Genomic DNA, 23,970 nt, shown 5'->3' on the forward strand with positions numbered 1-23,970 from the left:
TTGCAATAATACTTTGATTACATTAATGTAGCTAAATTTTAATAATCAGTTAACCGTCGAATAAGAGCGGTTCGTCGACGGAAAATCATCATTCGACGAAAATATTGTTTTTAATCACCTCATAATCAAAGGAACAAATACATGAAGTATTTTAAGTTCTTTTTGTCAGTTTTTGTTCTGTTCTCGGTCGCATTCACTTTGAATGCACAACCAACCGTGAACATAACGAATCCGGTACCAGCTTCTACAGGTGTCACGCTTACGCCAACACTTGAATGGAGTATTGGAGCCGGCACACCTCCTTATAACAGCACAGTTTACATCTACACTGATGGAACTTTTTCCACTTTGTTGCATACTGCAAATGTTGGAGTTGCAACAAGTTACGCTGTCCCCGGTGGCGTGCTGCAGAACAATTGGAGATATTGGTGGATAGTTGAAGTTACTGACGGCGCATTTATTGGGTCCGTAACTGCATCAGCTAATTTTACCACACTTCTCGCTACACCTGTTCTCGCTTCGCCCGCCGATGCATACATTTCCAACACAATGACTCCAACACTTTCCTGGACAATGGACGATAATAAAGGAAATGTGAGATACAGACTTCTGACAGGAACCTCCCCCGGTTTAACTGTTGGTGCCAACCTTAACAGCACCACCGGTGTAAATCCAGGCTCCCTTTCAACCACACCATTGGCTTTACTTCCCGCCACGAAATACTGGTGGACAATCAATGCCGAGGTAAGCAGTGGAACAGCTGCAAATAATGGTGAAACAGCCCAGGCTGCCACTGAAAGGACCTTCTACACCCCGCTTGATGTTCTAACCACTCCGATAAACGGAGTAACCGGTCATACACTCGAACCGACCTTCGCCTGGACAGATGTGAATTTCGAGACAGAGTATGAACTTAGAATTTCAACCGCAGGTGGATCACAGGTCGCTTTTGATGCCGGACTGGTTTTCACCGATCTCGCAATACCTGCGAATTCCACTTCGGTGATTTACAACGAAAACACACTTAACGAGGGACCGGGCTCAACATATCCGTTCCCGCTCAATGCCAACACAACCTACTACTGGCAACTCGTTGCTAAAGATGGAAGTGTAAGTGTCCCGTCACCAATCTGGCATTTTACCACTTATCCGGTTGTTACCGTAAGTCAGTTTAATCCTGCTAACGGAGATATTGTCTATCTGAACGATGTAATTTTCTCTTATGGCATCAATCAGGCAACCAATGACCTGAAGTTTAAATTGCAGGTTAAGTCTGCTTTGGTTCCTCCGGTAAAAACAGACTGGCTCACATCCAATTTTACAGGAACTTCGGTTAATTTAAACCAGACTGTCAACCTTTTAGGAGGCACAAAATATTACTGGAGAGTCGTCCTTCTGAACAACTCAAATCAGGTAATGGCGTATTCACCAACCAGTTACTTCACCACGAGTGGAGGGGCTACAGTTCCCTATCCCTCATGGCCCATTGGTAATCCTAAAGTGTATACCAATTCTCCACAACTTTACTGGTACACAGCCGGATACAGCGCTGACATAACATTCGATGTGCAGGTTAAACTGTTACCTTTGGGTGTACCTGTTTACAGTGCGACCAACATAACAAACATTTATCATCAGATATCTACTAATCTCCTCCCGGGTACGATGTACTACTGGCAGGTTAGAAGTGTCTATAAGAGAGGCACTCCCGATGAACAGACATCCGCCTGGAGTGCTGACAACACCTTCACAACCTGGGGTGCCGGAACACTTGTCGTGCCTAATCCTTCATATCCTGTTGATAACCTGTTGGTTTACACCACTTCACCATATCTTTACTGGTGGCTGGGTCAGGATGGAACAGGTTTAACCTACGACATCAGATACGGAACTGATCCAACACTTACAGTTTATGCTTCGGTAGCAGGTGTTACCAATCTGTTCCATCAGCTTTCTAACCTTGTTCCCGGTGCCACCTACTACTGGCAGGTTCGTTCAAACAATGGTTCAAGCACTTCGGCATTCTCTGCAATTCAGTCATTTTCGATCGCAGGTGGAGTTGCTAATGGATTTACAGTTCTTAACTGGCCAACCGGCAATCCAACTGTTTACACAACAACACCAACCCTCTCATGGTACCTTGAAGGTTCACCTATGGGTATTACAGGTTACCATGTCAGATGGAAAACCGGTTCAAATTCATCCAACTGGGATGCTGATTATACCGGATTTGCTTTTGTCGGTGATGCATATAATACCTCATACACATTTTCAGTACCTTTCGCTGAAGGTCAGGTAGTTTACTGGGCAGTAGCTGCCACAAACGGTATTACACATTCTGCCTGGTCAAGCGATCATTTCACGATTTACAGTGGTGCCACACCGGGTGCTCCTGTCATTTCTTGGCCCTCCGGTAACGCTTTGATCTATACCGTCGATCCTCAGTTGAACTGGTGGGTAAATGGTTCCACGAGCGGAATCGTTGGTTATCAGGTTGTCTACAGCTATTCCGATGTATTCGCTCCTGCTGCTACCACCACAGCTTATTCCACATCAACATCCCTGAATGTTACAGGTCTTGTTGAAGGCGCAACCTACTGGTGGAAAGTAAGAGCTCATTTGGGTGGTATGTCCTATGGTGCATTCTCGGCAGTTGAATCGTTCACTGTCAATCCCGGTTCGTTTGCTCCAGTAACTCCAATAGTTGGAGGACCGAACAATGTTATGATCAGCACCACTACTCCAATACTGTCGTGGGCACTTCCTGCAGCTCCTCCTGCGGGTGCTAAATTTGAACTTGAAGTTGCTGACAATTCACAGTTTACAGGTTCAACCGTTTTCAACAACCTGACAGCAAACAACAAAATGCTTCAGGGATTGACAACAAATAAAAGCTACTTCTGGAGAGTAAGGACAAAGACCAGCGACGGAAGTTATTCATTCTACTCAGGAATGGGCAAGTTCAATGTAATGGATGGAGCAACTGATGTAAAAGAAGTTGCAGAAATCCCGAAAGAGTTCAACCTCGATCAGAACTATCCAAATCCGTTCAATCCTTCAACCAACATCAGATTTGCCTTACCGGCAGATGCGAATGTAAAACTTGATGTGTACAACACACTCGGTGAAAAAGTTGCCGAACTGCTTAACGGTCCAATGACTGCAGGCAATTACGCAATCGCTTTTAACGCATCCGCATTACCATCAGGTATCTACTTCTACAGAATTGAAGCAGGCAGCAACATTGCCGTTCGCAAGATGATTCTGATGAAATGATCTGAAGGCTGAATAGCGAAAGTTGAATGACTGAATAGCGAAGGCTGAAAGTCATAATTCATAATTAAAAAGCCGCCCCTAAAACGGGCGGTTTTTTTTTGTGATTTTTCGCACAATTCCTTCATCTCCTGATTTATTTTTTTCATATTCAATTTTTCGTTAGGTAGATAATAATACTTATATTAAATTATAACCGGGAACCATATCTTTTTGAATCTTCTGTGTTGCAATTTTATTCTCAAAAATGTGTACAAAGATTTTATCTAATTTAACCGACGGAGAAACGATGAAGTATTTAAGATACTTTTTATCTGTTCTGACTCTTCTTTTTTTTACCCAGCCTCTTTTTGGACAGAATGGCGGAAACGCTCTCAGTTTTGACGGTTCTGATGATTATGTAAAAGTTGATGCAGGAGCCGGAACGGGTCTGAACCTCGGTGGATCGAGCCAGTTTACAGCCTCTTTTTGGGTATATCCCAATAACCCCGCTTCTGTAGTGAATCAATATTTATTCCACAAACACTTTAGCGCTATCGGGACTGTGCAATACTCAATCTGGATCAATTCAGGAGTGGTAAGCTGCCGGATCGACAGATTCTCTGCAGGTGGCAATTACTTTTTAACAGGTCCCTCAGCCATTATAACCCAGTCGAAATGGTATTACATCTCCTTTGTTAAAACTGCCACTCAATTGCAGGTTTATGTCGACGGAATTCTTTATAACGCAGGTAATATCCCTGTCACTCAACTTGGTGCTTCCGCTTCAAATGGAAATGTCATGTTCGGACGCGATGATGCCGGCACTTTCCCCCTCGACGGTAAAATGGATGAGATTAAAGTATGGAATGGTGCACGAACCGCGGATCAGATCCGTCAGGATATGTACCGAAACGAGTCATCTGCCACGACGAATCTGACTCTTTATCTTCCTCTAAATGAAGGAACCGGGCAGGTACCGACGGATTTTGGAAATACTCCGGCTAACACCGTGACACTGGGACCCACCTCGGGTGCCGAGTCTCAAGACCCGACCTGGGCTGTCTCCGGTGCCACTGCAGGACCTCGCCAGTCAATCAAATTTGATGGCTTGGATGAATTTGGACAATCATCGTCCCCCGATCCGGTTCTTAACACCACTGATTTATCTGTGGAGTTTTGGTTAAGACATACCGGTGGCGGATCAGAACAGGTTGTTCTCAAACAAGGGACAGCTTCCAATAACCAGCAACTTACCCTGGGTTTTAAATCGTCATCGGATATTAATAATCCAAACGCTTTCTATATCTCTTTTTACGGAAATGAACTTGTGGGTCCCGGGGGTTTACTCGATGTAAACTGGCACCATTATGCAGCGACTTACAACAGAACCTCCGGACAGAGGAAACTGTATAAGGATGGACTGGTGATTGCACAGGATATATCGCCAGGTACATTAAACTCCTCCGGTACCATGTTTCTCGGTTCACTGGATGGTGTTCAGAAATTTGTAAATGCATATATGGATGAACTGAGGATTTGGACAACCGAAAGAAGTGAGTCACAAATTCTCGAAAATATGAATACTTCCGTCAATAGTGATGAAACCGGATTATATGCACAATATCGCTTTGACCAGACACCGGAATTATCTCAAAATCAGGCTTATGATTTCACTTCCAACAAATTTAATTTAATCCTTTCCAACATTGAAGGTGATCTCGATTTTTCTGATCAGGCACCATTCCATTCATGGACAGGTGGAGTCAGCAGTGACATAACCAACGCATTAAACTGGGGCAATCTCTCAGTACCTGACCCCTTTAGCAGTGTAGGATTTAATGCAATCTCTTCCCTTGCGAACATTCCCTTGCTCACCGGGGGTATGTCCTGGTTTAATGCCACCATAACAACACCCGGTATTACAAGTGCATCGGGAATGAATATTCAGGGCAGCCTTTTGGGTACCACTCTGCCACTGAACCTCTCCGGAAGCAATGTGTTTATGGGGCAGTTCGGAAATCTTGTTGAATCAGGCTCGGGTATCTTAAGCAATGGCACGATTATGATGAGTTTGATCCTGAATGCACCCAATAATGTGAATGCAGCCAACTTTGGGATGACTTTCACTTCTTCAGCTAATTTTGGTCCCACGCTCGTTCAGCGGACTCACTTTGGCTGGATTCTTGGAGCTTCAACCGCAATTACAAGATTCTTTAAAATAAGTCCCTCCTTGAACACAGGTCTTAATGCCACTCTTGTTTTTCATTACGATGAATCAGAGCTTAATGGTAACACAGAAAGTAACCTGAAGATATTAAAATCAACTGACAATGGCATTACCTGGTTCGGTGTACCGGCAACACAAAATGTTGTAGACAACTCGTTTACAATTACAGGACAAAATTCGCTCGGAATGTATACTGCATTTGGATATGCCGCACCGATTATTATTCCGGTACAGCCGGGTGTAAATCAACCTCTGGTTTCATTGACTCCAACCATCGGTTGGATTATGGGAGGAGGTATGCCCGCTTTTAGTTTCGTAGTTGAAATTTACAGCGATGCGGCACTGACAAATCTTGTTCACGCTTCGAGTTCGTTTTCAGGAGCGCCAATTTACAATGTTCCTCCATCAGTCCTGCAGTACAATACCAGATATTACTGGAGAGCTGCTGTAACTGATGCGGCAGGTGTCGTAAATTACTCCCCGACAAGAGCTTTTACCACTCTTCTCGATACCCCTGCGCTCGTCTTCCCTGCAACTGAATTTGAATCGTTACTGATGTCGCCTGACCTGGAATTCAGCATAAACCCAAGTACAACCAATGTCCTATATCATCTGCTTGTCGGTACAGCTCCCGGATTGACTGTTGGTGCAAACACAAATCTAACGACCGCAGTAAATCCCGGTTCTTTCGTCCTTAATCCGGTGGGACTTGCAATAGCCACAAAATACTGGTGGACAGTAAATGCGCAGGTGAGTGATATCACAGCTCATAACAACGGGGAAAATTACACTGCAGCAACAGAAAGGACATTTTACACCCCGCTCGCTATTCAAACCTCTCCTGTTAATGGTGTAACCGGTCATACCCTTGAGCCTTCTTTTACCTGGGATGATGTTGCCTGGGAAACGGGTTATGAATTGAGAATCTCAACGGCAGGAAGTTCACAGACCGCATTCAACAATGGTGTGATTTTCACGGATTTGAATCTACCGGCAAATACAACAAGTGTGGTTTATAACGAAAACACCGAGGATGAACTTGCCCCCGGGACATTCCCTTTTCCACTTGCTCCGAATACCATTTACTACTGGCAACTCGTGGGTAAAGATGGTGTTGTGAGCATTAAATCCCCCATATGGCATTTCACCACTTATCCGGCAGTTTCAGTGAGCCAGTATTATCCTGCCAGCGGTGACTCTGTCTTCCTGAACAGTATTTTGTTCACTTATGGTTTAAATCAGGCAACCAACGGCTTAAAATTCAAGTTACAAGTAAAGTCTGCCCTCACTCCCCCTGTCAGAACAGACTGGCTTACTTCAAATTTCTCAGGCACCTCAACAAATCTGTTTCAAACAGTCAATCTGCTCGGCGGGCTGAAATATTACTGGAGAGTGGTCTTGCTAAATAACGCAAATCAGGTATTGGCTTACTCTGCAACTAAATACTTCAGCACAAGCGGTGGAGCAACAATACCGATACCTTCCTGGCCCCTGAATTCAGTAAGAGTGTATACAAACACACCACAATTAAACTGGTACACCGCAGGATACAGTCCCGATATAACATTTGATGTCGAAGTGAGGGCAGGTTCAATCGTTTCACCCGTGGTCTATTCAAGTACCAATATCACTAATATTTATCACCAGATTACAACCCCTCTGACTGCGGCGGCATATCATTACTGGAGAGTAAGAAGTGTCTATAAACGCGGAACCGGGTTTGAACGGACTTCTGATTGGAGCCCCTTCCAAATATTTCAGCCATGGGGTGGCGGAGCTCTTGTAACTCCACAGTTATCATATCCGATCAACAACGCTGTGGTTTACACGACTGCTCCATACATTCACTGGTATCTTGGCGAAGCCGGTACAGGACTCGACTTCTATGTCAGAATCAGCTCCAGTCCCTCTTTCTCAAGTTGGACAGACTTTTACGCCGGAACCAGTCTTTTTGTACAGGTATCCAATCTTACTCCGGGAACGACATACTACTATCAGGTACGGGCGCAGAACGGACTCGGGCAGAGTGTTAATTCCGCCTTGGGAATATTTACTGTTGCCGGAGGAGTTGCGAACGGTTATCCCGTCTTAAGTTGGCCCACAGGCAATCCAACTGTGTACACTACCCTTCCGTCACTTTCCTGGTACCTCGAAGGGTCTCCCCTGGGAATAACTGAATATGTAGTGAGATGGAAAGTTGGTTCCAATTCAAGCAATTGGGCATCAGATTATACGGGTACGGCAACTGTAGCCGGAGTCCACAATACCTTCTATAATTTCACCATCCCGTTCTCGGAAGGTCAAGTGGTTTACTGGGCAGTTGCTTCGTCAAACGGCTCTTCATTGTCATCATGGTCATCGGATTATTTCACAATATACAGCGGAAGCACACCCGGAGCTCCTGTTCTTTCGTGGCCCGTTGGAAATGCCATGTTATTTACTGTCGATCCTCAATTAAACTGGTGGGTTAACGGCTCAACAAGTGGAATTGTTGGTTACGAAGTTGTATACAGCTACTCAGATGTGTTCGCGAATGGTGCTACAACCACAGCTTACTCCACAATCACTTCGTTAAATGTTGCAGGTCTCGTGGAAGGAGCAACCTACTGGTGGAAAGTCAGAGCCCACTTCGGAGGTCTTTCATACGGTGCATTCTCATCAGTGGAATCGTTTACGATAAATCCGGGAGCTTTCACTCCTGTTACTCCAATCGCAGGCGGACCCAATAATGTCATAGTCGGTACAATCTCACCTGTTATTTCATGGGGGCTCCCTGCAGCCGTTACACCCGGAATCAAATTCGAACTCGAGATCGCTGAAAATGCAAACTTCACAAACTCAACCATCTTTGAGAACTTAACTTCAGTGAATGTGTCACTTCAAGGTTTGTCGCCAAACAAATCGTATTTCTGGAGAGTAAGAACGAAAAACAGTGACGGCAACTACTCTTACTATTCAGCAATGTGCAAGTTTAAAGTAATGGATGGTGCTACCGATATCAAGGATAACTCATCCATTCCGGCAGAATTTGCATTGGGTCAGAATTTCCCTAATCCATTTAATCCTTCAACCACTATTAAGTTTGCTCTTCCGGCTGACGCGAATGTAAGACTGGTTGTTTACAATACTCTCGGTGAGAAGGTTGCTGAACTGGTAAACGGACCAATGACGGCAGGAAACTACTCAATAGCTTTCAACGCTTCATCACTCCCCTCCGGTATCTACTTCTACAGAATTGAAGCCGGCAGCAATGTCGCTGTTCGCAAAATGATTCTGATGAAATGATGTGAAGGCTGAATATCGAAGGCTGAAGGCTGAAAGTCGATAAATGATAATTCAAAAGCCGCTCTGAAAAAGGGCGGCTTTCTTATTTTAAATATCATTGGGGATAATTATTTTTTGAAGGGCAGTTTTATTCTGTCAATCGAGAAAACAAGCACACCGATAACGAGTGCCTCTACAGGGAACTTGAATCTGCTTGCATCATTGATCGTATTGAAAATAACATTGGTCATCAGGAGGGCATCAACGACAAGTATAAGGGAGATGATGATAAAATTCGATTGCTCCTTCACATTCCTTGTCAGTTTAATCAGCAGGTATGTTGACACAAAAACGAAAGACACCATGACCAGCAACCAGTATAGTTTGTGGAGCGTGATTACAAAACCGGGTAGAACATTAAAATTAATGTCCCCCTTCTCCGGTGAGTTCTGAAGGCTTGATGAAACCCACAATGAATAAACAACTGAGACCACTCGAATCAGATTTACTTTTCCGGAGGTCTGCTGATAAATTTCATCATAAAATCCGCCGAGTTTTTCATTCAACAGGGCTTCATTTGCGGAATTTATTTTGTAGTAATCGAAAAGTTTCAGCGTGGCTTCATTGTAAACTTTGTAACCGATAAATGAGCTTGCGAGAGTTTGTTTGTTTTCCTCGCCCAGAATGTTCATCCAACTGTTCGCATCGATGCGGTTTTTTGTTTGAATTTTTTCTCTCGCATCCAAAAATATTTGCAGCACTTTCTGATTCTCAACACTCACTTTCACACTGCTGTCGATCGTTGCTATGAGCGCATTTCTCCCGACATAAAATGGAACACCCGTTCCCTTCTTTGCTCCTCCTGACACACCGGCTCCCGGAAACAATCCGAAATTACCGTTCACATTCAGATTTACGAAACTCCAGCAAACAAGAATAGCAAGGAGTGGCAAACCATAAACAGCAGGTTTCAGGAATATCTCTTTCACAAAATTCGTACCCGGCTCTTTACGCTGAATAAAAAGTCTTACAATGATGATGATAAAAAAGAGAGGCAGAAGAGGAATCAGGTTATACCGGGAGAGAATAGTAATCCCTGTTGACAGACCTGCAAACGCATAATATCTGTTGTCACCCGAAACGATAGCCTTAAGCAGGAAACAGATGGAAAGTGTGAACAGAAACCACGAAAGCACTTCTGTGATGAACATAAAAGAATAATAAAGTGCCGACAGATTAAAAAATGTCAGATAAAGTATCAGGTTAAGCTTCTTTTCTGAAAGTCCGACCAGTGAGAAAGTTTTTCTGACAAGCAAACTTGTGCAGAAAATCAAAAAAAGCTGTATCGCCAGAACAAGGTTTGGCAGGGCTGCATATCCAAAAAGTTTGATCAGTCCCGCAAGAATCAAGGGATAAAGTGGAGAACGGTACGGGAAAAGGATGGAATTAAGACCAAGGAATTTTTCGGCGTATCGGAGGTAATCGGCACAATCACCTTCATCCAAAACGGGTGTAAAGTAGAAGAACAGAATTACAGTGACAAATGCCAGAAAATATTCGGATTTATGCTTCGAAATATTCTCTTTCAACAGTATGGCTGGTCTCTCGAAAATCGTAACCTCTACCCGGTTATTATCTGAAGAATGGATGGATCATATTTGAATTTCCCTGACTTCGACTTGTAGATGAACGATGCCGCCCTTTGGTTGCTTTCTTTCACCTCAGGCAGATGGTAACCTGTCTTGTAATAAACCTCTGTCTGAACAATCTCCGGGTAAAGATGAGTATTGACTATGACCTCTGTTATGACACCTGGTTTTGGGATTTCGTAATAAATCCCCGAAAAAGCGGGATCATCCAACACAGGCTCTTCAAACTCTCCCAAAGCAACAAGGATTGTTCCCATGAGGAAATCATAACCCGTCGAGAGCTGAACAAGATGCGAGCCGATGTAGTCGCCCCCCATTCTTGCACCCGTCTCAACAATGTAAACCTCATCACTTTTTGTAACGAGCACTTCGGTATGCGAAGCACCATTTGTCACTTCGAGAGCATCCAGTGCAGCAGTTACTGTTTTAATGATTCCGGTTTTGACTGTTGCAGAAAGATCTGCAGGTTGATGCTGCCCGCTCTCCACAAAATATGGGGCACCTGTGGTTTCCTTTTCAGTAATTTGCAGGAAGTGGTGCTCACCTCTGAATGAAATCATTTCAACACTGTACTCTTTTCCCGTAACAAATTCTTCGATTACACACTCACCGGCAAACGATTCGGTTATTGCTCTCGATATGGCATCAGACATCTCGAACATGGTCTCAATTTTGGTTACTCCCCTGCTTCCCGATCTGTCAACCGGTTTTATTATCAACGGGTATTTGAGGTGGTTTGCATCAACACTCCCGGTACCTGATGTGTGCTTCACAAAACCGGGACACAGCACTCCCCGTTCTGCAAGTCGCTCACGCATGAGGAATTTATTCGTTGTCAATGCCGAGCATCTCATGGTATTACCGGGAAGACCAAGTTTTTCTGCAAGATAATTTACAGTGATTGAGGCGAGATCGGAACCGATTGAAACAACTGCGGCTGGAGCCAGTTTTCCGGCAATGGAAAGGATCTCATCTTTTTCAATGATCGAGACAGGATAAAACCGGTCGCAAAACTCTCTGCCAACAGCACCCTCTTCCCACGCAAACACATGTGTCTCAAAGCCCATTTCACGGGCTTTCCTGATGAGAGGAACCTGAAAATTGTTTGCACCGATGATTACAATTTTTTTCATTAATAACTTTATTGTAAGTTAATAGTGGCAAAACGAAAAGGATTGCCAACACCTTTAACATTATCGGGGACACTTTTGGTAATTACAGAACCGGCACCAATAACGCATCCCGAACCAATCGTCAGGTTGTTTGCTGTCACAGTCCCTGAACCGATGAATGTACACTCCCCTATCTCCACTACTCCGGAAATAACTACAGCAGCCCCGAAATAACTCGATCTACCAACGATTGAATTGTGAGAAACCACCGATGAATTGTTCAACAGGACACCATCTTCAAGTACCACCTCCTCATCAACATTACACTTCGGATAGATGACAATTCCTGCGCCAAGTTTTGCGGTTTTGCTTACATAGGCAGTGGAATGAATCAAGTTGTAAAGTTTCCTTCCGCTCAATTTTAATTCAGCCAGTATTTCTCTTTTCAACTTCAGGTGATGGTAGCCCAGACATACCATATATTCAATGCTCACTTCGGGATTGTCCCTGTAACCGTAGAAAGGTGCCACCAGTCCGGGATTCTCCTTATGTTTAATATCATCAAAATAAACAAATTTAACCGCTTCCGTGCTTTCACCAAGTATCATCTTTTCAAACTGGACTCCGAGAGCTCCATAGCCGATTAATCCAATGGTTCTCAATATATTTCTCTTGTATTTTCCTCAATAACGAAACCGAATAACACCTTTGTGAAATAAAATGCTCTCATTTTACCTCTTTTCTAACAAGAAAGTTGGGTCGTTTGGTCGATTTCATATTAATTCTGTGAATATACTCACCTATTATTCCCAAACCCATCAGTATGCTGCCAATGCCAAAACCAAGTATAATTGCAAATGTGGCAAACCCCGAAACAAAATCATTAAAAATCAGTTTTCGCAGTATCACATAGATGGTATAAATTATGGAGAGTCCAAAAATCCCAAAAGATGAAACAGTCAAAAACCTCACAGGGAGATCAGAAAAAGTGACAAAAACATTAATCGAGTGATTTATCAGTTTCATCAGGGTGTAGGAACTGCTGCCGGCTTCACTTTGCGAGTGGCTGACACTTACACTTGCAACATTGGATGTAATCCACGAAAGGTAACCATCCAGAAAAGTATAGGAATTACTCATCTCTGTTGTGTGTTTGGCAATCTCACTTTTTAATATTCTTAATGAAGTGTAGTCGGGATGCAGTTCCGGGATTCCAATTGCCAGCGCCTTCTTCATAATCTTCGAAGTGATGTTTCGAAACCAGTTGTGCTCCCGTTCTGAATAGTTGCCGTAGACGAGATCATAATCCCCTTCTTTTTGCTTCGCTATCAGTTTTTCAATATCTTTTGCAGAATGCTGAAGGTCTTCATCCATTGTAATGATAAATTCACCGTCCGCAGCATCTATTCCGGCTATGATTGCATTATGCTGACCAAAATTTCGAGTTAGAGAAACTCCTCTCACAACACCGGGGTATTTTTTACACAAATCCTGAATCACGCTCCATGAATTATCTCTGCCACAGTCCCACACGAAGATTACCTCAAAAGAAAATCCGAGCCTCTCCATTTCCCGTTTAATATCGGAAAATAATTTACCGATCGTCTTTTCACCCCTGTAAACGGGGACTACAAAAGAATAGTTTGTCATCAAAATCTTTTCAATAAGAGAATTAAAAAGTGCAAAATTGTGTCTTAAAACTTAAAATAACCTGATTACAAAGTTAAGACTCACAACTCTATATGCAAAGAGCAATCTCAAATAAAAAAGCCGCCCCTGTTAAGAGCGGCTTTTAAATTATCAGCCTTCGTCATTCAGCCTTCAGCCTTCGCTATTCAGCCTTCAGATTTCAGCCTTCACATCACTTCATCAGAATCATTTTGCGGACTGCAACATTGCTGCCTGCTTCAATTCTGTAGAAATAGATACCCGATGGTAATAATGATGCATCAAAAGCGATTGAGTAGCTGCCTGCGGTCATTGGTCCATTAACCAGTTCCGCAACTTTCTCTCCGAGAGTATTGTAAACATCCAGTTTCACATTCATATCGGTTGGTATCGCAAACCTGATACTTGTTGAAGGATTAAACGGATTCGGGTAGTTCTGTGAAAGGTTAAACTCCTTCGGAACTTCTGCAACTTCTTTAATATCGGTTGCTCCGTCCATCACCTTGAATTTACCCAAAGCCGAGTAGTAGGAATAATTTCCGTCACTCGTCTTTGTTCTTACTCTCCAGAAGTAGCTCTTGTTTGCTGTCAAACCCTGGATCAACTTGCTGTTAGCTGTTAAGTTCTCGATAACTGTTGAATTCGTGAATTGCGGGTTATCAGCAACTTCAAGTTCAAACTTTGCACCCGTGGGGAGAGCGGCAGGAAGTGCCCAGGAGATGACAGGTGAGGTAGTACCAATGAGAACATTATGTGGTCCTCCGACTATCGGAGTTACAGGAGCAAATGAACCGGGATTAACTGTGAAAGATTCCACCGCTGAGTATGGTCCATATGAGAGACCACCGAAATGGGCTCTTACTTTCCACCAGTATGTGGCTCCTTCAACGAGACCTGAAACATTCAACCATGTGTTTGTGGAATAGGTGGTAGTTGTCGCACCGTTTGCAAATACATCAGAGTAGCTGTAAACAACTTCATAACCAATAATTCCACTTGTGGAACCGTTAACCCACCAGCTCAACTGAGGGCTTACTGTGTAAACAAGTGCATTGCCTGAGGGCCATGAAATTACGGGAGCACCCGGAGTTGTTCCACTGTAGATAGTGAAATAATCGCTTGCCCAGGCAGAAAGTGATGTACCGTTAGTTGCGGCAACTGCCCAGTAAATAACCTGACCTTCAGCGAATGGTACAGTGAAAGAATAAGAAGTGTTATAGACATCTGTAACTGTGGTTGTGCCTGTGTAGTCACTGTTCCAGTTGCTTGAATTTGATCCAACTTTCCATCTCACTACATAACCGGTAATACCCATTGGTGATCCCTCAAGATACCAGGAAAGGGTAGGCAGAGTAGTGTAAACCGTTGGATTACCCGCAGGCCAGTTGATCACAGTGTATCCGTTGGCAACACCTCCGGCAACTGAAAATGACTGAATTGCTGAGAATGCAGAAGTGCCTGAACCATTGTTGGAGCGAACCTGCCAGTAGTAGGTAGCACCCGGAACAAGGTTTGAAAGCTGATGGAATAAATTGGTTACTCCTGTCACTGATGTGTAAACACTAAGTGTCGGATCGGTACCATATCTGATGTCGTAGGTCAATCCGGTTCCGTCCTGACCAAGCCACCAGTAAAGATATGGTGATGTAGTGTAAACTGTAAGACTTCCGACAGGGTATGAAGGATTGGGAATAACAAGTGTTCCGGCACCCCATGTTGTGAAGGTATTGTCCGAGCTCCATGCCGATATCTGCTCATCAGGTGTGCCTCTCTTGTAAACACTCCTTACCTGCCAGTAGTACAAGGTACCGGGCAGAAGGTTTGAAGTCAACTGATGATAAATGTTAGTTATATTGGTTGCACTGTAAACAGGTGCACCCAATGGTAACAATTTGACCTGAACATCAAATGTGATGTCGGAACTGTAACCCGCCGTGTACCAGTAAAGCTGAGGGGCATTAGTATATACATGTGGATTACCAACAGGCCATGATGGATATGGAACAGTTGCACCACCACTGGTATGGAAGTAACTTGTCGGCGAATATGCCATCACCTGATTTGAATTGTTCAGAAGAACAACTCTCCAGTAATATTTCAATCCACCTAATAGGTTAACAGTCTGGAAAAGGTCTGTAGAGGTACCGGTGAAATTGGAAGTAAGCCAGTCTGTTTTGACAGGTGCCACAAGAGCTGATTTAACCTGCAACTTGAACTTCAACCCGTTTGTTGCCTGGTTGATTCCGTATGTAAACATTGCATTGTTCAGATAGATGGTGTCACCTGTACCCGGATTATGCTGACTTACAGTAACAGCCGGATAGGTCGTAAAATGCCAGATTGGCGATTTAATGCTTACACCGCCATCTTTGGCAACCAGTTGCCAGTAATATTTGGTATTCGGAGTTAACGGGAATACATACTGTGAACCCGGTCCCTCGTTAAGCGTATTTTCATTGTAGATTACTGAAGTACTGTTTGCAGGAATTGCAAGATCAGTAAATATAACACCGGCGTTGAAATCGAGTTGTGTTCCACCCGCTGTCGAAATCCTCAATTCATATTCGGTTTCAAAAGCCACATCAGTCCATGCAAACGAAGGCTCAAGGGTGTGTCCGGTTACTCCGTTGATTGGAGTGGTGAGTACATCAAGAGGAGTATAGAAAGTCCTCTCCGGAGAAGCCACCTTAAACTCACCATTGTTTGCGGCTGATCCATCAAACACTTCAGCTCTTACCGTCCACCAGTATTTTGTTGCAACTGCGAGACCGACAGGATTGAGTGTCAGTGTTCCCGGGTTTACTCCTGATGTCACATTTGTGTTTGCAGGGTCGGAAAGTCCCGGAGATGTGCCAACCAAAAGCTTATATCTGACATTCGATCTGTTGTTTGCTATAGCCCAGCTTAAATCAGGTGACATCACGAGTGATTCAAACTCGGTTGCCGGTGAAGTAAGAACAGGAGTGTCAAGAAGGGTGGTAAAAGTTATTACCGGGCCATTGTTTGTAACATTTGCACCATCGGTGACGACGATTCTCCACCAGTATCTCCTGTTATACTCGAGCACAGCACCAGGAACCACATAGCTGAGTGCTCCACCAACATTCGCAGAATGAACCAGAGTAGTTAAACCGGGGTCACTGTAGATCTGAACTGTGGCACTAAAAGCCGGTATTCCACCGGTAATAGTCCATTCAAGAGTTGGTGTAAGGGAAAGAAACGCCTGATTGACAGTTGGATTTGTCAAAGTCACTGCCGGGGCTACATAGCCAAATGCTGTGTACAATCCCAGGTAGTTTTCACCAGTCAGTGTAAAAGTATTATCAACTGTATTATGTGTACCGGTAAGCACTGTCCATGAAGTGCCGTTATCAGTGGATTTAAAGAATTTCAAATTCGCTTCCGGATTTCCGTTAAGCTCAGAGTCATCATATCTTAAAACCAGAGATGCATTCAAACCGGTGTTTGTTGCAGGAGCAAAAGAATATGTTCTGTTAATACCTGTTGCCGCACCATAACCGTAGGCTGTGTGTGCTCTCCTTACCAGAGTTGCGCCCAAATTTGCGGAACTGGTCAGGGATGCACCAAATCCTGCAATATTCTCGTTGGAAGGAGCATTGATCGCTCTGCTGGAAAGCAGCTCACCGTTCGAGAAAAGGTTCGAACCTGTCTCAACGAGGCTTCCGGTCATTCCAATAGAGACCATGTTACCTCCGACATTAAGAGGAATGGCAAGTCCAAGATTACCCAGTATTCCCAGGCTCCCGGCAAGTGTTGTGCCCGATGCTGTAAATGTCGCATTTCTGTAAACAGAGGACGACATTATGTTGGCTGGAGGAGTGAGTAAAGTGGAGACATCAAACCCGACATTGTCATTGTTTGAAGGAGTTAAACCTGTGCTCCAGTTTCCGGGAGATGTTGTTTGATTATCCACACTCCCAATCCAGGTATGAAAAGCTGTTGAACTTACAAAATCAACATCCTGCTCAATATTTACCAGATCGAGATCAAGAAGATCGCTTGCAGTGTTTAGTGCTCTGTTTTGTGAGGTATGAGCAATCTGGTCGAATCTGTAGTACGCAGTCAACCCGCTTTCATTTCCGACAAGAGAACGGCTCATATTGGCAACTGTTTGCTGATGAGTTCTTACGCTTTGCCAGATTCTCAACTCATCGACCATCCCGCTGAAATAGTCAGTAATTACACCGGTTGAACCAACTGTTACATTACCACCAGTGCTGAAAGAAGTCGCAGCGGTATCAATTGCTACAAGCTTTCCGTTTCGGTACAGACTTCTCTCACCTGTCGAGCTGTTGTATGTTGCAGAGTAATGATTCCATGCCACATCAGTCGCTCCGAGGGATGAAGCCAGAATGTCGGAATCAAATGCGATAAAAAATCCGTTCGGGTTATCAGGATCACCCGGTGAAAGAAAACCAATCTGAATCAGGTTTGGACTGGAGCCGTGCGAAAACACAACCTGACGGGAACCGGTGTTCCCGGCTTTTGCCCAAAACTCGACTGAAAAATCAGAATTGTTTGAGAAAGGCTGGAATGAGAGTGCATACTCATCAACTCCGTCAAGCGAAAGGGCATAACGGGGACCCGCAGTTGAACCGGAGACCGCCCAGGTTGGGTCGGTAGTCTCAACAGTACCGTCCATTCCGAGATACACATTGTTTACCGGTGAATTTCCGCCATCCGAAGGTAATTGTCCGGTACCTTCGTCAAGTGTTAAGTAAAGCGGCAGGTTTGCGGTACCGGATGTTTCCGGCTTGTACATATCTCTTCTTATTTCAGTCGAAGTGCGTGAACTGCTCCAAACCTTAATTTCATCCAGTTTCCCGTTAAACGGAGCAGCACCGGATCCATCAACTCCAAAATAGATATTACCGATCGATGAGGAAGCACCTAATTGGGTTACGGGAATTGAAGCAGAATTGTAAAGTATACCGTCAACATAAATCTGAAATGCTGATGCTGTCTTAACCAAAGTTACATAATACCATTTTGACTGTGTCAAAACAGGAGTAACTCCGTTCATAAAGAAGTTACCACCTGCAGAGAAGCGGTCAATTCTGGCATTTAAAAAACCGGCATTCAGCCAAAGTGTATACTGAGCTGTACCAACAAAATTGTGGTGCTTGTGAAACAATGTTTGATCGCCGGCAGCACCGGGATTGTTGGGATATACCCACATGGAAACGGTGAATTGGCTTCCACCGCCGAAGTTTAGTCCGCTTCCCGATCCTGCGTCTACCTTGACAAAATCATTGACCCCGTCAAATGAGAGCGCATTCCCCCCGTTTTGGGCATAAACGCCGAAAGGAATCAGGATTATGGATAAAACACGCAAAAAGTATTTTGAATACCTCATCTGCTTGTTCCTTTATTAATTGAGGTGATTAGAAACTTTTTTTCGATAAAACTTATAGTTTTGTCGATGAATTCTATTTATTTTTCGATTAAATAATTTTTATACTCCACGATTATAATGTAATGAAAGTATTATTAATTACCAAAAGAAAAATGAACAGAAGCGTGCGAGTATTTATTTAAGAGTGGCGTGTGTTTTAGATCACATAAAAAACCGCTCCATTTCTGAAGCGGTTTAAACGACGAATACCGAAGTATTATTTAAGTTTTGGTAATTACATCACCAAAGCCATGATTGCTTTTTGAACATGAAGTCTGTTCTCTGCCTCATCAAACACGATTGAATTGGCTGAATCTACCACCTCATTTGTAACTTCTTCCTCACGGTGAGCCGGGAGGCAATGCATAAAGAGATAATCATCTTTTGCGTTCGCAACGAGGTTGTTATTAACCTGGAATCCGGTGAATCTCTGATTTCTCTCCTGAGCCTCTTTTTCCTGTCCCATGCTTGCCCAAACATCTGTATAAATGATATCGGCATCTTTGCATGCTTCAACCGGATCGTTGGTGATTACAACTTTGGAACCCATGTAATTGGCGTTCTTCTTTGCATTTTCAACTATCCATCCGAGAGGTTCATAACCTTTGGGTGAGGCAATGGTTATATCCATTCCGACTTTCGAACAACCGTTCAGAAGTGAATGCGCCATGTTGTTTCCGTCTCCAATGTATGCAAGCTTCAAGCCCTGGAGTTTTCTTCTCTTTTCAAGTATTGTAAAAAGATCAGTCATTACCTGACAGGGGTGAAGGAGGTCGGTCAGACCGTTAATAACGGGGATTGATCCGTATTTTGCGAGTCCCTCAACATCTTCGTGCTTGAAGGTTCTGATCATGATTCCGTCGAGGTATCTTGAAAGAACTTTCGCAGTATCGCTGATGGTTTCACCTCTGTTCAATTGCAAATCGTTTGGTCCGAAATACATTCCGATGCCACCGAGTTGCCAGATACCGACTTCGAACGAAATTCTTGTTCTGGTTGACGGTTTTGCGAAAATCATTCCGAGTGTTTTGCCTTTAAGGAGGTGATGCTCTTCACCGGTATAAAGTTTTTCTTTAAGAGTTTTGCTCAGATCAAAAATCTGCCACATCTCTTCGAGTGTAAGATCATTAATGGAAAGAAAGCTCTTTCCTTTCATATTTACTGCCATAATTTTAGTCCATTAGTTAGCGATTATTCTTGTTCCCGGATTAGCTTTTCCCAGCTCGCCGGCTTCTGTTATTACTGCTCTTTTTCCGCCATTTTTAACGAAGTTCACAGCAGCCTGGATTTTAGGACCCATGCTTCCTGCTGCAAATTCTCCATTTTTAATGTGCTTTTCGGCTTCATCGACTGTGATTTCTCCCAGAGCAACTTCATTCTCCTTCTGAAAATTCAGATATGCCTGAGGGACATCCGTGAGAATTACAAGCTCATCAGCCCCGATCTGGTTTGCCAGAACCGATGAAGCGAGATCTTTGTCGATGACAGCCTCCACACCTTTCATGGTGCCATATCCGTTTTGGATAACCGGAATTCCACCACCACCCACACAGATGACAATATGACCATCATCGGTAAGTTTTTTTACGATGTGTGCTGAACGGACATGGGTGGGCACAGGCGAAGCGACAACCCGTCTCCATCCCCTTTTGCGGGGATCTTCACGGAATTGCCAGCCGTTTGCTTTCGAAAGGAGGTCTGCCTCTTCTTTCAGGAAGAATTGGCCCACCGGTTTCGTTGGATTTTGAAAAGCAGGATCATTGGCGTCCACTTCAACATGGGTTACCATGGAAATGACTTCTTTTTGTATGTTATGCTGAAGGAGAAGTCTCTCCATCTGCACCGCAATGATGTGGGCAATTTGCCCTTGCGACTCGGCAACGCATACATCAAGAGGCATTTTAGGGAGCAAAAATTTCTCGTAACCTGCTTCATTTTTAAGTATCAGATTACCCACTTGAGGACCATTTCCATGCGTTATAACTACAGTATATCCGCGAAGGATGAGGTCAACGAGACTCTTGCACGTATTGAAAGCATTTTGTTCCTGCTCCCTTATAGTGCCTGATTGATTTCCTCTAAGGAGTGCATTGCCGCCGAGTGCTACGACGGCAAGCTTACTCATAGAAGTCCTTTTTCTTTCAGAATCTTCTCTAAAGTTATTCCGCCAATCTCCTGCAGGTCATATCCCACTCTGGTAGATGGTTTGTTAATCTTCAGAATTCTTCCAAGATCAATTGGAGTACCAATAACCACACTGTCACAGTCGGTGGCATTAATGGTATCTTCCAAATCTTTCACCTGGTCATCTCCATAACCCATTGCAGGGAGAAGAACACCAATTTTTGGATATTTTTCATAGGTTGAAGTGATTGATTTTACTGTCCATGGTCTCGGATCAACAAGTTCTGCAGCACCATAATTCATGGCAGCCACGGTTCCGGCTCCGAATTCCATCTCACCGTGTGTAAGGGTTGGACCATCTTCAACAACGAGAACTCTTTTACCTTTGATTACTTCCGGGTTGTCAACTGTGATAGGTGAAGCACCATCAATTATGACAGCTTTTGGATTTACCGATCTTATATAGTTACGAACTGAAAGTACATTTTTAGGTTCAGCTGATTCAATTTTGTTGATAACAACAACATCTGCCAGACGAATGTTAACATTGCCCGGGTAATAGGTTGATTCATGACCCGGTCTGAGGGGATCTGCCACAGTGATGGTGAGATCTGGTTTATAGAACGAAAAATCGTTGTTTCCGCCATCCCAGATTATAACATCAGCTTCTTTTTCTGCCTGTGCAAGGATATCGCCGTAATCGACACCTGCATATATTACACCACCGTTTGCCACATGTGGTTCATACTCTTCGATCTCTTCGATTGTGCACTTGTGAGTTTTGAGGTCTTCAAGTGTACCAAATCTTTGTACCCGCTGTTTTTCAAGGTCACCGTAAGGCATTGGATGTCTTACTGCAACAACTTTTTTGCCGGCTGCTCTGAGAAGCTCGACAACTTTTCTTGAAGTCTGGGATTTTCCACTCCCCGTTCTTACAGCAACAATTGCAATCACCGGTTTCGATGATTTAAGCATGGTCTGTTTTGTTCCGATAAGTGTGAAGGAGGCGCCGGCAGCATTAACTTCGGCAGATTTGTTCATTACATAGTTGTAGGGGACATCAGAATATGAGAAGTAAACTTCATCTATATTCATCTCTTTTATCAGTTTGGTGAGGTCTTTCTCGTCATAGATCATAATACCGTCCGGATAAAGTTTTCCTGCTAGTGATGCAGGGTACTTTCTTCCGTCGATATTAGGGATCTGAGTAGCCGTAAAGGCTTTTACATTATACTCCTCTTTATCCCTGAACCAGGTATTAAAGTTGTGAAAGTCTCTTCCTGCGGCTCCCATGATAAGGATATTTTTCCGCTCCATAGATTCTCCATTTTGTTATTCAACTGTTACGCTTTTAGCTAAGTTTCGTGGTTGATCCACATTTAAGCCTTTTTTCATCGCAATATGGTAAGCGAGCAGTTGAAGCGGAATGACCGTAAGAATGGGCATCAGTATCGATCTTGTCGTGGGTATCTTTATGGAGTAATCAGCCAGATCATCGATCTGTTCATCATCGTTGGTGGCTATTGCTATTACAACTCCTTTACGGGCCTTTATCTCTTCGATATTACTTACAATTTTATCGTAAGTAGCATCTTTAGGCGCTATGAATACCACAGGCATGTTTTCATCGACCAGTGCTATTGGTCCGTGCTTCATTTCTGCCGCGGGGTAACCTTCTGCGTGAATGTATGAAATTTCTTTCAACTTCAGAGCGCCCTCCAATGCCACGGGGAAGTTGTACCCTCTCCCTAAATAAAGGAAGTTAGTGGCATTTTTGAATTTTTCTGCAATTTGTTCTATTAAATCGTTTTGTTTTAAAATCTCTTTGGCATACTCGGGAATTTTCTTGAATTCTTCCACGAGGCTCTTCCCCTCTTCCAGAGTGAGGTTTTTACGCCTTGCGAGCAATATTGTGATCAGGGCAAGGACGACGAGCTGCGAGGTAAATGCCTTTGTGGATGCGACACCAATTTCGGGACCTGCATGTACATAAACTCCCGACTTGCTCTCCCTTGCGATGGAACTCCCTACAACATTACAAATTCCAAGACAGAGTGCACCTCTCCTTTTTGCTTCTTTCAAAGCTGCGAGAGTATCGGCAGTTTCACCCGATTGCGAGATAAAGAAAACCGCATCACCGGGTCCAACAATAGGATTCCTGTATCTGAACTCGCTTGCATACTCAACTTCAGTTGTCACTCTGAGATATGTTTCAAACATATACTTCCCTACCAGCGCAGAGTGCCACGAAGTACCGCAGGCAATTATGATTATCCTCTTTACATAGAGGAGATGATCAAGAACATTCTCCAAACCTCCAAGCTTCACATCACCATTTTCCAGAACCAGCCTTCCCCGAATCGAATTTTTAAGTGATTCAGGTTGTTCCATAATCTCTTTTAACATGAAAGTCGGGTAGCCGCCTTTATCAATTTCCTCCAGGGTCATCTCGATCTGATGAACTTCCTTGTCTACCTCAATATCTTCTATCGTTCTTGTGAGATAGTGATCCTTAAAAACTTCTACAATTTCCCCGTCCTCAAGGTAAACCACTTTTTTCGTGTGTTGAAGTATCGCCGACACATCAGAAGCTACAAAATTTTCGCCGTCACCGATTCCCAAAAGGAGTGGAGAACCTTTTTTGGCTGCAACAATGCGGTCAGGTTCCTTGGTGTAGATTACTGCAATGCCATAAGTTCCCTCAACTTCGTTGAGACCGCGACGGACTGCTTCAAAAAGGGTGTAGCCGGATTTTATGTAGGTATCGAAGAGATGTGCCAGAACTTCAGTATCTGTTGCACTTTTAAATTTGCAACCATGCTGCTTAAGGCCGGCTTTGAGGGTGGAATAGTTTTCAATTATACCATTGTGTATCAATATTAAATCACCGTCATCGTTCGAATGAGGGTGTGCATTCACCTCATTTGGTTCACCATGAGTCGCCCAACGGGTATGCCCGATACCTATCGTTGAATCAATTCCGCTTTCAATAACTGCTTTTTCAAGTTGAGCCACTTTCCCCTTAATCTTGGTTATTTCTATATTCCCTTTTCTTATAACACCAAGACCTGCAGAATCGTATCCCCGGTATTCTAAACGCTTCAATCCCTCAATAATTACGGGTACGCAACTGTTGTTTCCAATATAGCCAACTATTCCACACATGGTACGATTCCTGTGATTAAAAAATAATAAAACACATTATTCAAGATAAAAAACTTTAACAATATGGAAAACTCTTAAATGCAGGAAAAA

At 43.6% G+C, this 23,970-nt stretch carries 11 protein-coding genes; 2 read left to right on the plus strand and 9 right to left on the minus strand.

Going from position 1 to position 23,970, the window contains the following annotated elements; all coding sequences use genetic code 11:
• Positions 1–141 precede the first annotated feature (141 nt).
• Positions 142–3,276 carry a T9SS type A sorting domain-containing protein gene (locus tag LCH52_03915; GenBank protein MCA0387620.1) on the plus strand — a complete coding sequence of 1,045 codons (3,135 nt, stop codon included), beginning with the start codon at positions 142–144 and terminating at the stop codon, positions 3,274–3,276.
• A 286-nt stretch (positions 3,277–3,562) separates the two neighbouring features.
• Complete coding sequence (locus LCH52_03920; GenBank protein MCA0387621.1) at positions 3,563–8,767, plus strand: T9SS type A sorting domain-containing protein; 5,205 nt, start codon at positions 3,563–3,565, stop codon at positions 8,765–8,767.
• A 107-nt stretch (positions 8,768–8,874) separates the two neighbouring features.
• On the opposite strand, the gene LCH52_03925 is transcribed toward LCH52_03920, so the two are convergent.
• The 9 genes from LCH52_03925 to glmS all read right to left on the minus strand — a co-directional run bounded on the left by LCH52_03925 (position 8,875) and on the right by glmS (position 23,880).
• Complete coding sequence (locus LCH52_03925) at positions 8,875–10,335, minus strand: glycosyltransferase family 39 protein (protein MCA0387622.1); 1,461 nt, start codon at positions 10,333–10,335, stop codon at positions 8,875–8,877.
• Between the two features lie 32 nt (positions 10,336–10,367).
• Entirely contained in the window at positions 10,368–11,528 is a 1,161-nt protein-coding gene (locus LCH52_03930) for an ATP-grasp domain-containing protein (GenBank protein ID MCA0387623.1), read from the minus strand.
• An 8-nt stretch (positions 11,529–11,536) separates the two neighbouring features.
• Positions 11,537–12,169: a hypothetical protein gene (locus tag LCH52_03935; protein ID MCA0387624.1), complete on the minus strand. Its 633-nt coding sequence runs from the start codon at positions 12,167–12,169 to the stop codon at positions 11,537–11,539.
• Between the two features lie 64 nt (positions 12,170–12,233).
• Complete coding sequence (locus LCH52_03940; protein ID MCA0387625.1) at positions 12,234–13,157, minus strand: glycosyltransferase family 2 protein; 924 nt, start codon at positions 13,155–13,157, stop codon at positions 12,234–12,236.
• Positions 13,158–13,368: 211 nt separating this feature from the next.
• Positions 13,369–18,552 (minus strand): T9SS type A sorting domain-containing protein, encoded by a 5,184-nt coding sequence (locus tag LCH52_03945; GenBank protein MCA0387626.1) that lies wholly within the window; start codon positions 18,550–18,552, stop codon positions 13,369–13,371.
• Positions 18,553–18,826: 274 nt separating this feature from the next.
• On the minus strand, positions 18,827–19,759 hold the full coding sequence (argF, locus tag LCH52_03950) for an ornithine carbamoyltransferase (protein ID MCA0387627.1): 933 nt from the start codon (positions 19,757–19,759) through the stop codon (positions 18,827–18,829).
• Positions 19,760–19,771: 12 nt separating this feature from the next.
• Positions 19,772–20,716 (minus strand): carbamate kinase, encoded by a 945-nt coding sequence (arcC, locus tag LCH52_03955; GenBank protein MCA0387628.1) that lies wholly within the window; start codon positions 20,714–20,716, stop codon positions 19,772–19,774.
• Positions 20,713–22,032 (minus strand): cyclic 2,3-diphosphoglycerate synthase, encoded by a 1,320-nt coding sequence (locus LCH52_03960; GenBank protein ID MCA0387629.1) that lies wholly within the window; start codon positions 22,030–22,032, stop codon positions 20,713–20,715. The genes arcC and LCH52_03960 overlap by 4 nt, the downstream gene beginning before the upstream one ends.
• A 15-nt stretch (positions 22,033–22,047) precedes the next feature.
• On the minus strand, positions 22,048–23,880 hold the full coding sequence (gene glmS, locus LCH52_03965) for a glutamine--fructose-6-phosphate transaminase (isomerizing) (GenBank protein ID MCA0387630.1): 1,833 nt from the start codon (positions 23,878–23,880) through the stop codon (positions 22,048–22,050).
• Positions 23,881–23,970 lie beyond the last annotated feature (90 nt).

It is taken from the genome of Bacteroidota bacterium (genome assembly GCA_020161395.1).
Lineage (GTDB): Bacteria > Bacteroidota > Ignavibacteria > Ignavibacteriales > Ignavibacteriaceae > UTCHB3.

Coding starts and splice junctions, on each gene's coding strand:
- LCH52_03945 (MCA0387626.1), bottom strand. CDS start 18,552: ATGAGGTATTCAAAATACTTTTTGCGTGTTTTATCCATAATCCTGATT.
- arcC (MCA0387628.1), bottom strand. CDS start 20,716: ATGAGTAAGCTTGCCGTCGTAGCACTCGGCGGCAATGCACTCCTTAGA.
- LCH52_03915 (MCA0387620.1), top strand. CDS start 142: ATGAAGTATTTTAAGTTCTTTTTGTCAGTTTTTGTTCTGTTCTCGGTC.
- glmS (MCA0387630.1), bottom strand. CDS start 23,880: ATGTGTGGAATAGTTGGCTATATTGGAAACAACAGTTGCGTACCCGTA.
- argF (MCA0387627.1), bottom strand. CDS start 19,759: ATGGCAGTAAATATGAAAGGAAAGAGCTTTCTTTCCATTAATGATCTT.
- LCH52_03920 (MCA0387621.1), top strand. CDS start 3,563: ATGAAGTATTTAAGATACTTTTTATCTGTTCTGACTCTTCTTTTTTTT.
- LCH52_03960 (MCA0387629.1), bottom strand. CDS start 22,032: ATGGAGCGGAAAAATATCCTTATCATGGGAGCCGCAGGAAGAGACTTT.
- LCH52_03930 (MCA0387623.1), bottom strand. CDS start 11,528: ATGAAAAAAATTGTAATCATCGGTGCAAACAATTTTCAGGTTCCTCTC.
- LCH52_03940 (MCA0387625.1), bottom strand. CDS start 13,157: ATGACAAACTATTCTTTTGTAGTCCCCGTTTACAGGGGTGAAAAGACG.